Consider the following 11,832-nt stretch of genomic DNA (forward strand, 5'->3'; position numbering starts at 1 on the left):
GCGAAATTCACCGCTACACTGGCGTGCCGTGATGATCACCCTGGACCATGTCAGTAAGAAGTACAAAGCGTCGGCCCGCCCGGCGCTGGAAGACGTCAACGTCAAGATCGACAAGGGTGAATTCGTCTTCCTGATCGGCCCGTCAGGATCGGGCAAGTCCACGTTCATGCGGCTGCTGCTCGGCGCCGAGAACCCGACCAGCGGCGACGTCCGGGTTTCGAAGTTCCACGTCAACAAGCTGCGCGGCCGTCACGTACCGAAGCTGCGCCAGGTCATCGGCTGTGTCTTTCAGGACTTCCGCCTACTGCAGCAAAAGACGGTCTACGAGAACGTCGCCTTCGCATTGGAAGTGATCGGCAAACGAAGCGACGCGATCAACCGCGTGGTGCCGGAGGTGCTGGAAACCGTCGGACTGTCCGGCAAAGCCAACCGGTTGCCCCACGAGTTGTCCGGTGGCGAGCAGCAGCGGGTGGCGATCGCCCGCGCGTTCGTCAACCGGCCGCTCGTCCTGCTGGCGGACGAGCCGACGGGCAACCTCGACCCAGATACCAGTAAGGACATCATGGATTTGTTGGAGCGGATCAACCGCACGGGGACGACGGTGCTGATGGCAACGCACGATCACCACATCGTCGACTCGATGCGCCAGCGCGTCGTCGAGTTGTCGCTGGGCAGGCTGGTTCGCGACGAGCAGCGCGGCATCTACGGGATGGACCGCTAAGTGCGCTTCGGTTTCCTACTCAACGAGGTCCTGACCGGCTTTCGTCGCAACGTCACGATGACGGCCGCGATGATCCTGACGACCGCCATCTCCATCGGCCTGTTCGGCGGCGGTCTGCTGGTGGTGCGCCTGGCCGACAACTCGCGCGAGATCTACCTCGACCGCGTCGAGACGCAGGTGTTTTTGACCGACGACATTTCTGCCAACGACACGACGTGTGCGTCCGCGCCGTGTAAAGGCCTGCGCGACAAGATCGATGCGCGGCAAGACGTCAAATCGGTGCGCTTCGTCAACCGGCAGGACGCCTACAACGACGCGATCAAGAAGTTCCCGGAGTTCAAGGACGTGGCGGGTAAGGACTCGTTTCCCGCGTCGTTCATCGTCAAACTGAACAATCCCGAACAGCACGCGGAGTTCGATGCCGCGATGCAGGGCCAGCCCGGGGTGCGCAGCATCCTGAACGAGAAGGACCTCATCGACCGGCTGTTCGCCGTGTTGGACGGCTTGCGCGATGCGGCGTTCGCCGTTGCCCTGGTGCAGGCCGTCGGAGCAATCCTGTTGATTGCCAATATGGTGCAAGTCGCGGCCTACACCCGTCGCACCGAGATCGGGATCATGCGGCTGGTAGGTGCCAGCCGGTGGTACACCCAGCTGCCCTTCCTGGTGGAGGCGATGCTCGCGGCGTCCGTCGGCGTGGCCATCGCCGTCGTCGGACTCATGTTGGTTCGGGCTTTGTTCCTGGACAACGCGCTGAGCCAGTTCTATCAAGCACATCTAATCGCCAAGGTCGACTACGCCGACATCCTCTACATCTCGCCGTGGCTGTTCCTGCTCGGCGTGTCGATGGCGGCGGTGACGGGTTACGCGACCTTACGCCTCTATATACGGCGGTAGCTGTGGCCAAGGGTCCAGGCCGCGCCAAGGCGGCGGGCGGCAAGGGTGGCAGCAAACAGATTATCGCCACCAATCGCAAAGCGCGACACAACTATTCGATCATCGAGTTGTTCGAGGCCGGAGTGTCTCTGCAGGGCACCGAGGTCAAAAGCCTTCGCCTGGGCCAAGCATCGCTAGCTGACGCTTTCGCAACGATCGACGACGGCGAAGTTTGGTTGCGTAACTTGTACATTCCGGAGTATCTGCACGGTAGCTGGACCAATCATGAGCCACGCCGCAACCGAAAGTTGTTGTTACATAGGCAACAAATCGACAGGCTGGTGGGCAAGATACGAGATGGTAACCTCGCGTTGATGCCGCTGTCTCTGTACTTCTCGGAGGGCAAGGTCAAAGTCGAGCTTGCCCTTGCTCGCGGCAAAAGAGCTTATGACAAGCGCCAGGACATGGCGCAGCGTGATGCACAGCGTGAGGTGGTCCGTGAAATGGGGCGACGAGCTAAGGGCATGACCTGATCGGGGCGGCTTACGCCCAGCTGTCTGCCGTTACGTACGGCGTCAGCGATTTCGTGGGCGGCGTAGCAGCTCGGCGTGTGGCCGCGCTGCGCGTGATGCTGGTCGCATACCCGATTGAAACGCTGATATTGGGCATTATGGCCGTCTTCGTCGGCGGCCCCATTCATGTCGGCGCCGTTGTGTGGGGGTGCCTGTACGGCATCGGCATGGCTTTCGGCATGTGGGCGTTCTTCGCGGCGCTTGGGTCCGGGCCGATTTCGGTCGTCTCACCCTTGGCGGCCGTGCTCAATGCCGCGGTGCCCGTGGCGGTCGGCATGGCCCTGGGGGAGCGGCCTGGTCAGGCGGCCTTGGTGGGTGTCATTTTGGCGCTGGCTGCGGTGATGCTTGTCAGCCGGGAGGCCCCCGTTGAGGGGACGCCGTATCGGTTCACCCCAAAAGTGGCCTGGCTCACAGTGGTTGCGGGCTCCGCGATGGGATTGAACCTGGTGTTCTTGCACCAGGCGCCGCACGTGTGCAAACTGTGGCCGCTGGTCTTCGCTCGGGTGGCGGCCAGCCTGGTGGTCTTCGCCATGGCCAAAACCAGCCAGAACCTGGCGATGCCGCGGGGGCGACCGCTCAAACTGGCCGTGGCCGTCGCCGTGCTGGACATCTTCGCCAACATCACCATGCTGGCGGCGTTGCACACCTGGCTGCTGTCGCTGGCCAGCATCCTCATCTCGCTGTATCCGGCCGCGACGGTGGTGTTGGCGATGGTGGTGCTGCGCGAGCGGGTGACTCGCTTGCAGGGGATTGGCATGGTGCTGGCCATGGGCTCGGTGGCGATGATCGCCTCGGCCTGACGGCCCCGAGCGCTTGCTGTTCATTGATCGGCCTACGATCCTGACCATGGCCGATCGTCCCGTCACCAAACTCGACAAGTCCGCCGTGCTCTCCGGCCTCTTCGCGGTGTGGGATGACATCGACGCGCTGCTGGCGGGGCTGTCCGGAGCGCAATGGCGGGCGGCGAGCCCGCTGCCGGGCTGGGACGTCAAAGCCCTCGTGGCGCACATGATCGGCACCGAGTCGTTTCTCGCCGGCATCCCCGCCCCGCAGCCCGATATCGACGTCTCGACGCTGGAGCATGTGCGCAACGACGTCGGGGTGATGAACGAATGCTGGGTGCGTCATCTGAGCGCGCACGCCGACGCCGACGTTTTGGAGAGCTTCAGGGTGATCACCAACGATCGGCGCGAAGCGTTGAAGAGCCTGTCCGGCGAGGAGTGGGACGCGGTGACGATGACTCCCACCGGCCCGGACTCCTACGGTCGGTTCATGCGGATCCGGGTGTTCGACTGCTGGATGCACGAAGAAGACATTCGGGTGGCGCTGGAACGGCCGCCGTCCGACGACGAACTGGCCGGCCCCGGGGCGTCGCTCGCCGTGGACGAGATCGCCGCCACGATGGGTTACGTCGTCGGCAAGCTGGCCAAGGTGCCCGACGGTTCACGCGTCCAGTTCGACCTCACCGGCCCACTGGCCCGCACCATCCGGGTCAACGTCGCCGGCCGGGCCGCGGTCGTCGACGACTTCGGCGGCCAGGAACCCACCGCGACCATCCGCCTGGACGGGCTGCAATTCACCAGGCTCACCGGTGGCCGCCCGATGTGCCCGGCCCGTCCCCAGGACATCGAACTGGGCGGCGATAAAGACGTGGCCACCCAGATCGTCGAGCATCTCAACTTCGTGATCTGATCGCAGCGTGGCGGGGAAGATAATCCCGTTGCCGCTGGTTGGTAGGCAGGTACCATTGATATTCCTGCCGAAAGTCGGTGGGGTGCGAGGGGCTGAACGGTTTCGACTTCGCGCATCGAATCAAGGGAAGCGTGCCGGTGCAGGCAACTGACCACCGTAAGCGTCGTTGCAAACAGATAAGCGCCGATTCACATCAGCGCGACTACGCTCTCGCTGCCTAAGCGACAGCTAGTCCGTCAGACCGGGAAAGCCCTCGACCCGGAGCCTGGCGTCAGCTAGAGGGATCCACCGATGAGTTCGGTCGCGGGACTCATCGGGACACCAACAGCGACTGGGATCGTCATCCTGGCTTGTTCGCGTGACCAGGAGATCCGAGCAGAGGCATAGCGAACTGCGCACGGAGAAGCCTTGAGGGAATGCCGTAGGACCCGGGTTCGATTCCCGGCAGCTCCACCAGAAGGGTCGCTTTTGAGCGGCCCATTTGCTCGGCACACGAAACGTCCGAGTGTTATACCTGGAGCCTTACCGGGCCGCCCTCGGTTCGGCGCGGCAGGAATCATCTACTCGTCTGAGTTGCCCGAACCGAACAGGTGTCTGTCGGCGATCGCGTGCTCGTTCCGGATCGACATTTCTTGGGCGGTGTTGAGCCATAGTCCGTCGAAGCCCGCCGAATGCATGCCGGCGTGAATGGCTCCGATGTTTTTCAAGTCCTGCGAGGGCAACTCGCCCCAGGCGTCGTGATCCTGCCATCGCTCGAACACTTGCCAATGTGTCTGGGGAACCTCTCCGGGCGCGAAATGCTCCAACGAGAACATTTCGAACGTGCACCGATTCGGGTCTTCGGCGTCGGGCAGCATGCGGTATCCGAGCAGGCACGATTTCTCGACGAGGATGACCATGGTGGGAAACACATGCCAGTCGCCGTTGCCCGCGAAGTACTGCTCCATCGACATCTGCGGAAAGTCGACGCCTTCGGCGCGTGCGAGTTCCTCGCACAACTGGTGATAGAGCACGAACGGCGGGACTTCGCTGGGCTCCTGCGTTGCCAGTTTTTGCGCGGCACGGTAGTCGCGTTCGGTGACCAGCGAGCCGACCTCTAGGTATTGGTATTGCATCGAATTTGCGAATACCTCCGGTCGTGCCGCCAGTTCCTGGCGTGCGCTGTCGCGGCTGGCGTGCTCGGGACGCTGGGTGTACACGAAGCGAGAGTGGTTGTTGTATGTGATGGTCGGCGTGTACGGCGCGTAGACGTACTCCTGCGGGGCGGCGGGCGCCGCCGATGGCCGCGGGCCCTCTGCGGATCGCATCGTTTGCGGGTGGGTGCCAGGAGTGTGGTAGCCCTCGATGAATGCGTCGACAACCGTCTTCCAGTTGGCAGGCAGGAAGGTGCGCTTGCGCCAGCGGTAGCGCATGTCCTGCAACCGGAATGGCGCCAGCGCCGTCGGCAGCGGGTCCAGCCATTCGAGCAGATCCGGCGGGTTCTCCGCCATGCTCACGAACACCCACCCGCCCCATGTGGCGGCGGCGACGGGCCGCAGGTTCCATTGCTCGCGTGGGCGGGAGGCGAATTCGTCACGGCAAGGAACGAACGATGACCGCCCGTCTAAGCCATAACGCCAACCGTGAAACCCACAGCGCAATTCCTTGTCCTGCGCACATCCGCTGCCGCGGACGATTTTCATCCCACGGTGCGCACAAGCGTTGTGAAACGCCTTGATCCCGCCATCCTTCTGGCGCACCACGGCGATGGATTGCCGGCCGATCGTGTACTCGTAATAACAACCGGGGGAGGGGATTTCCTCTTCGCGACACGCGGGCTGCCAAACTTGGGTGAATAATCGATCCAACTCGAGTTGCAGGAACTCCGGATCGACATATCTACTCTTCGGCACGAACGTCTCACCGCAGGCGTATTTCTTGGGCACCCGCTCGGTGGCAAGCTCGGTCATGATCACCCTCTCCGTCTCAGCTGGCGGGTGGCTTGTCGAAGATGTTGGGATACAGGACGGCTTCCTTGAACGACGTCTCGATCTCGGCGAATGCTGTCGGGATATCCCAGGTTCCCGAGGTCGACACGATTTCGCGTTCGACGACCGGGTTGGACATCAGGCTGATGCGGCCGTTGCCGGCGAAGATGACTCGCCGGTTAAGCCAATCAGACTGCGCGCTGGCCAGATACACCACGGGCGGCACACAGTTCTTGGGCGACAGGCGAACGTTGGAATCCGAGTAGTCCATGCTCCCACCACCCTTGATGCCCTGGGTCATGCGGGTTCCGGCGATCGGCGCGATTGCATTGCACCGCACCCCATAGTTGCGTAATGCGTTGGCGCACGAGAATGTCAGGCCGACTATGCCCATCTTGGCGGCAGCGTAATTGGGCTGGCTGGGGGCGCCCTGCAGTCCCGACATCGACGTGAACGTGATCAGTCGGTACTGCCCGCCTCGGTTTTCGCGCCACCATGCCGCCGCGTGGCGGGTGACGTTGAACGTGCCTTTGAGGTGCACCGAGACCACTGCGTCCCAGTCCTGCTCGCTCATCTTGAATACCATGCCGTCGCGCAGGATTCCCGCGGCGTTCACGACGACATCCAAACCTCCGAGCGTTTCGGCGGCGCGGTCGATGAGATCCGCGCACGCAGCGAAGTCGGTGATGTCGGTGGTATCGGCGAACGCCTTGCCGCCGCGGCTCGCGATCGCCGCGGCCACACTTTCGGCCGGACCCGCGTCGTGGCCGGTCCCATCGACGGTGACTCCGGCATCCGACACCAGGACCGTCGCGCCCTCGGCTGCCAGGCCCTCGGCGACCGCAGCCCCAATTCCACGTCCCGCGCCGGTTACCAGTGCGGTACGTCCGTCAAGCACACCCATCGTCATTCAGCTCCCCGTGCCGTTTGCCTCAGCATACAGAACATCAATACAAGATCTGTATAGGTGTTGCATTAGCCAAACTATTCGAATCCCCACTCGGAGTAGCGGCGCTCGAGCTCGGCCATGGCCTCCCGGCCACCGCGAGAGCTGCGTTCCTTCATGAAGTTGAACTCGTCATCACGCCAGGACAGGTTGCTGAACACGGTGTGGCCCATCGGAACCCAGTCGCCGAACTGCGCCATTCCGACTGCGTGCCAGAACGCGATCAGCGCGTGCTTTCCCACCATCAACCCGTCGGCCGAGTGATGGGCTATAGCGTGCGCGTACCGCATGGCTTCGTGGCGCAACGACTCGGCGGGCACGACTGACGCGGCCACGCCCCATTCGCGCAGCTCGGCCGCCGTCACCTTGCGACCGGTGATCATCGCCTCGTAGCCGCGATTAGGTCCTAACTTGAGTAGCGCCAACGGCATAGCTGTGGAGAATCCTGCGAACCCGATGCGCGCCTGCGGGCGGGCGAGATACATGTCGTCGGAGACAACCAGAATGTCAGCGGCGAGAGCGAGGTTCATTCCGGCGCCCAGGGTGGCGCCCTGGCAGGCCGCGATCACGGTCTTGGGAAACTCAAGCCAGTTCGTGAGGTGCCGGTGTAGTCGTCGCGCGTTGCCTAGGCGTGCGGTCTGTGGCAACCGCTTCCCCTTGGTCAGCCCTGCTTGCTCCACTGGTAGCCGGCGGACATCGTCGCCGCTGCAGAAGTCCTTGCCTTCGGCCAGGAGGATGACGACTTTGACCGCATCGTCGTCTTCGGCGCGGGTCAGCCGCTCCTTGAACAGGTTGTGCATGTCGGGCGACAGGATTGCGTTGCGCCGGTCCGGCCGGTTGATGGTGATCTGGGCGATGTGCGGTTCGACGATTTCATAACGGACCCAGTCATCATCGACCTCGTATTCGCCTTCGGCGGGGGCGTCGGCGCTCATATCACCCTCCTCGCGAACTCCGCAGTACATAGAAACAGTAGTCGATCAACTGTTCCATGGTGGTGGTACCTTCAGCGAATGCCATCGTTCACGGTCACCAAGCGGCTCGCAGCATCGCCGGACGCAGTTTGGGCAGTCCTGGCTGACTTCGGCAACGTCGATTGGATCCCCGGGCCCAGCGATGTCCGGGTCGAGGGCCAAGGACCGGGCATGCGACGGTTCATCGCCGCAAGCAGTGAGAAGCCGGTAATCGAGACACTCATCTGGATCAAACCGGACGAGCGCGCGCTATCCTACGAGATCGCCAATAATCCGATGCCGGTCAGCCGATTTGTGGCGGTGAACTCCGTCTCCGAAAGCACGGATGCCGTTGGGGAATCGGTCGTCGTCTGGGACATCGACTATGAGCCGATAGGTGACGATGCCGCCGCGCGCGATGCCATGGAGAGCGTCTACGGCTTGATGGCGGGCTGGGTGCAGGACTTCGCCAATGAGCGCCCGCCTGGATAGAACACTTAGACATAATCTGTTAATTAGTCTAAAATGCATCAGGTGATTGACCCTCTCGATCTGGTGCTGATCAGCGTGGACGACCACACCGTCGAACCGCCCGACATGTTCGCTGGGCGGGTGCCACGCCGTTTCGCCGACGACGCTCCGCGCATCGTCGAGGACGCCGACGGCGTGTGTTTTTGGGAGTATGACGGTCTGCAGCTGCCCAACATCGGACTCAACGCGGTCGCGGGCCGGCCCAACGATGAGTGGGGATTTGAGCCCTCGCGATTCAGCGACATGCGGGCAGGCTGTTACGACGTCGACGCGCGGGTGAACGACATGAACGCGTCCGGCGTGTTGGCTTCGCTATGTTTTCCGTCGTTTCCCACCATCTCCGGCGCGCTGTTCACCTACCGGGGTGATCGTGCGGTCTCTGAGGTGATGGTCCGCGCCTACAACGACTGGCACATCGAGGACTGGTGCGGCCGTCATCCCGACCGCTTCATCCCGATGGGCATTCTGCCGCTGTGGGATCCGGCGCTGGCCGCAGCCGAGGTGCATCGGCTGGCGGGGCTGGGCTGCCGCGCGGTGACGGCGCCACAGCACATCGGCAACTACGGCCAGCCGCCGTGGCAGGACCCGCACTGGGACCCGCTGTGGGAGGCGTTGTGTGAAGAGAACTCCGTGGTGAACATCCACATCGGCACGGGCGGCGGCATGCCCGTGCCGTCTGACCTGACCACCTACCTCGCGTACAACGCGATGATCCCCCTTGACACCCAGCGGTTCACGGCCGATCTGCTGTTCTCCCCGGTCCTCACGAAGTTTCCAACTATTAAGTTTTCCCTATCTGAGGGCGGGATCGGCTGGATCCCGTTCCTGTTAGAGCGATTCGAGGACATCTATTCCCGCCAGCGGGCGTGGACCGGAGACGATCTCGGTGATGGCCTGAGCCCCACCGACGTATTCCGGCGCAACTTCATGTCATGTTTCATCCGTGACCGCGTGGGCATCGAGATGCGCGAGCGAATCGGGGTGGAGACCATCTGTTGGGAGATGGACTACCCGCACTCGGACAGTAGTTGGCCCGACGCGCCCGAGCAGCTCGCTAGCCAGCTGCAGGGCTGCACCGCTGAGGAGGTCGAAGCGATCACGTGGCGTAACGCCGCCCGTGCTTTCGGCTACACGGGCGTTGAGCGACTCGGAAGGGCGAACTGCACCGTTGCGGCATTGCGTGGGAGGATCGCCGGCCTGGATCTGTCCGCCCCGAAGGTAGACGCCGGCCGCGCGCCGAAGGCAGGTGCCACGGCGATCACATACGGGGACATGAAGGTGCGGATGGCCTCGATCCTTCGCGGTGGAGCGTGACCGGGCCAGACTATGGCGTCATCCTCGCCGACGCTGATCGTGACTTCCGCGACGAGGTCCGCGCTTTTCTCGCATCAGCGCTGACGTCTGACGTGCTGGGTCCCGGAGGCAACGAGACCGACCGCCTGGACCGAATGCGGTTGTGGCAGAGACGGCTTTACGACGCCGGTCTGGCCGCGATCTCTTGGCCTGTCCAGTTCGGCGGCCGCGCCGCCACACCGGTGCAGCAGCTGATCTTCAACGCGGAGATGGCTGCCGCCCGCGCGCCCGAGCCCATCAATCGCAGCGCCGTCAATCAGTTGGGGCCCACCATCATTCAGTGGGGCAACGACCGGCAGCGCGCACGATATCTGCCCAAGATTCTGTCTGGGGAAGAGGTATGGTGTCAGGGCTTCAGTGAGCCCGAGGCCGGCAGCGACTTGGCTGCGCTGAAGACAAAGGCCGACATCGACGGCGACGAATTGGTGATCACCGGTCAGAAGATCTGGACTTCGAAGGCCCAATACGCGGACTGGATCTACATTCTGGCGCGTACCGATCCGACAGCGGATAAGCACCATGGGATCAGTTACATTTTGGTGCCGTTAGGAACCCACGGAATAGCGGTGCGCCCGATACGGCAGATCACCGGTCAGTCGGAGTTCAATGAGGTGTTCTTCGATTCGGTGCGTGTGCCGCTCACCAATGTTCTCGGGCCGTTGAACGGCGGTTGGAAGGTGGCCAAGTCCACACTGGGCTTCGAGCGTGTGGGCCAGAGTCGCACTCATCGCATCGAGCGGCGCCTTGCGATCCTGGTCAAAATGGCTCAGGAGGAGAATGCGCTGGCCCGCAACGGATTTAAAGATAGCTATGTCGCCGATCGGATCGTCGGATTCGCGGCGCAGGTGGAGGCGCTTCGCCAGATTTCGGCACAGGCGACCGCCGCGGGCGTCCGTGGTGTCAGCCCCGGCCCAGAGGCGTCGGTGGCCAAGTTGCTGACCTCGGAGGTTGACCAGGCGATGGCGACTTTCGGGTTGGAACTCGCCGGCCCCGCCGGCACGTTGGAGCGCGGCTCGGTGGGGGCGGTCAAGAATGGCAATGTCGCGCAGAGCTACTTGTTGATGCGGGCCGCGACCTTCGGCGCGGGCACATCGGAAATCCAGCGCAACGTGATCGGCGAGAAGTTGCTGGGGCTGCCCCGTGACTGCTGACGCCCTGTCGTCGTTGACCGAGATCGCCGACACTGCGGCAGAACTGGCCCGGCTGCGCGAGTCGGCCGACGATATCCTGCGGCGGGCATGGTCGCCGCAAGCATTACGGAGCCTGCTCGACGGCCCCGGGCCGGCCTTCGACCCGGGGTTGTGGCAGACCATCGCCGAGCTGGGATGGCCCGATGTCTTGGTGAGCGATGCGGGCGGCGGGGGAGGTGAGGGTCTTCGTGAGTTGTGCGTGCTGGCAGAGGCGGCAGGCGCAGCGGCGGTCCCGGTCCCGCTGGGTGCTGCGGCTGCCGCAGGCTGGTGCGAGGATCGGCGCGCGGACGGCATCAGCCTGGTGCTGCCCGGGCGCGGTGAACTCACCGGCGCCGGCAACATCTCCGGAGTATGGCCGCTTGTGCCCTTCGGCGCGGTTGCGACCAGACTCCTGGTCTGTGCCGGCACGAACGACCAGGCCGTTCTGGGTGTGGTCGACCCGACCGGCGCAGGCGTGTCATGTGAGGCGGTCACTCCGCTGGATCACAACCCTGCTGCCCGAATCTCCCTGCAGGAGGCACCGATTGACGTCATCGAGTCGGGTGACTCAGCCGAGGTCCGCTATCACGGCGCGACAACGCGTGCACGGGTCGCTCAGGTAGCCGAGCTGGTCGGCATCGCCTCGGCCGCCAACGAAGCCGCAATCGAATACGCCAAGCAGCGCACCGCGTTTGGCCACCCGATCGGTGCATTCCAGGCGGTCAAGCACCGCCTCGTCGACCAGCGGTGCGCGATCGAAGTCGGGCGGGCCCTTGTCAACCGCGCCGCCGACGCGTGCCAACACGGGCATCCCGACGCTGCGGCGCTGGCATCGCTAGCCGCATATTGGGGTATCGATTCGCTGCGCGCCGTCCCTGAGGGCGCGACCCAAGTGTTCGGCGGCATCGCCTACACCTGGGAGCACTACGCCCACGTTCACCTTCGCCGCGCGGCGAGTGTTGCGGCGACGTTGGGGGAGCGCGCCTATCACCGTGACGTCGTCACCCGTTGGCTCAGTGCCCGCCACCCGTCCGTCGACAACGGAGATCGTTAAG

12 protein-coding genes and 1 other RNA gene are annotated in these 11,832 nt (G+C 63.7%); 10 read left to right on the forward strand and 3 right to left on the reverse strand.

Annotated features, from left to right (window positions below; translation table 11 throughout):
- Window positions 1–31: 31 nt before the first annotated feature.
- The 6 genes from ftsE to ssrA all read left to right on the forward strand — a co-directional run bounded on the left by ftsE (window position 32) and on the right by ssrA (window position 4,314).
- Window positions 32–721 carry a cell division ATP-binding protein FtsE gene (gene ftsE, locus AC5Y4H_RS12730; RefSeq protein WP_067122665.1) on the forward strand — a complete coding sequence of 230 codons (690 nt, stop codon included), beginning with the start codon at window positions 32–34 and terminating at the stop codon, window positions 719–721.
- Entirely contained in the window at window positions 722–1,615 is an 894-nt protein-coding gene (ftsX, locus tag AC5Y4H_RS12735; RefSeq protein ID WP_499948705.1) for a permease-like cell division protein FtsX, read from the forward strand.
- Window positions 1,616–1,617: 2 nt separating this feature from the next.
- Window positions 1,618–2,127: an SsrA-binding protein SmpB gene (smpB, locus tag AC5Y4H_RS12740; RefSeq protein WP_499982144.1), complete on the forward strand. Its 510-nt coding sequence runs from the start codon at window positions 1,618–1,620 to the stop codon at window positions 2,125–2,127.
- A complete protein-coding gene (locus tag AC5Y4H_RS12745) occupies window positions 2,124–2,966 on the forward strand; it encodes an EamA family transporter (protein WP_499982361.1) in 843 nt (280 codons plus the stop codon). The genes smpB and AC5Y4H_RS12745 overlap by 4 nt, the downstream gene beginning before the upstream one ends.
- A gap of 46 nt (window positions 2,967–3,012) precedes the next feature.
- The gene (locus tag AC5Y4H_RS12750) at window positions 3,013–3,858 is read left to right on the forward strand and encodes a maleylpyruvate isomerase family mycothiol-dependent enzyme (RefSeq protein WP_499982145.1); all 846 of its coding nucleotides are present in this window, start codon (window positions 3,013–3,015) and stop codon (window positions 3,856–3,858) included.
- A gap of 88 nt (window positions 3,859–3,946) precedes the next feature.
- Window positions 3,947–4,314, forward strand: a transfer-messenger RNA (tmRNA) gene (ssrA, locus tag AC5Y4H_RS12755).
- Window positions 4,315–4,418: 104 nt separating this feature from the next.
- Here the strand turns inward: ssrA and AC5Y4H_RS12760 are convergent.
- From AC5Y4H_RS12760 to AC5Y4H_RS12770, 3 genes are all read right to left on the reverse strand, one after another.
- On the reverse strand, window positions 4,419–5,807 hold the full coding sequence (locus tag AC5Y4H_RS12760; RefSeq protein WP_499982146.1) for an aromatic ring-hydroxylating oxygenase subunit alpha: 1,389 nt from the start codon (window positions 5,805–5,807) through the stop codon (window positions 4,419–4,421).
- Between the two features lie 16 nt (window positions 5,808–5,823).
- Window positions 5,824–6,729, reverse strand: coding sequence for an SDR family NAD(P)-dependent oxidoreductase (locus AC5Y4H_RS12765; RefSeq protein WP_440341265.1), 906 nt, complete (start codon window positions 6,727–6,729; stop codon window positions 5,824–5,826).
- A gap of 80 nt (window positions 6,730–6,809) precedes the next feature.
- Window positions 6,810–7,706, reverse strand: coding sequence for an enoyl-CoA hydratase/isomerase family protein (locus tag AC5Y4H_RS12770; RefSeq protein ID WP_499982150.1), 897 nt, complete (start codon window positions 7,704–7,706; stop codon window positions 6,810–6,812).
- 78 nt (window positions 7,707–7,784) lie between these two features.
- On the opposite strand from AC5Y4H_RS12770, the gene AC5Y4H_RS12775 reads away from it, so the two are divergent.
- From AC5Y4H_RS12775 to AC5Y4H_RS12790, 4 genes are read left to right on the forward strand one after another with little or no spacing between them, the layout of a single operon-like run.
- The gene (locus tag AC5Y4H_RS12775) at window positions 7,785–8,216 is read left to right on the forward strand and encodes an SRPBCC family protein (protein WP_499982152.1); all 432 of its coding nucleotides are present in this window, start codon (window positions 7,785–7,787) and stop codon (window positions 8,214–8,216) included.
- A 33-nt stretch (window positions 8,217–8,249) separates the two neighbouring features.
- Complete coding sequence (locus AC5Y4H_RS12780) at window positions 8,250–9,569, forward strand: amidohydrolase family protein (RefSeq protein WP_499982153.1); 1,320 nt, start codon at window positions 8,250–8,252, stop codon at window positions 9,567–9,569.
- On the forward strand, window positions 9,566–10,759 hold the full coding sequence (locus AC5Y4H_RS12785; protein WP_499982154.1) for an acyl-CoA dehydrogenase family protein: 1,194 nt from the start codon (window positions 9,566–9,568) through the stop codon (window positions 10,757–10,759). The genes AC5Y4H_RS12780 and AC5Y4H_RS12785 overlap by 4 nt, the downstream gene beginning before the upstream one ends.
- The gene (locus AC5Y4H_RS12790) at window positions 10,749–11,831 is read left to right on the forward strand and encodes an acyl-CoA dehydrogenase family protein (protein WP_499982155.1); all 1,083 of its coding nucleotides are present in this window, start codon (window positions 10,749–10,751) and stop codon (window positions 11,829–11,831) included. Before AC5Y4H_RS12785 ends, AC5Y4H_RS12790 begins: the two co-directional genes overlap by 11 nt.
- The last annotated feature ends 1 nt before the right edge of the window (window position 11,832 follow it).

The organism is Mycobacterium sp. NGS58, assembly GCF_059812385.1.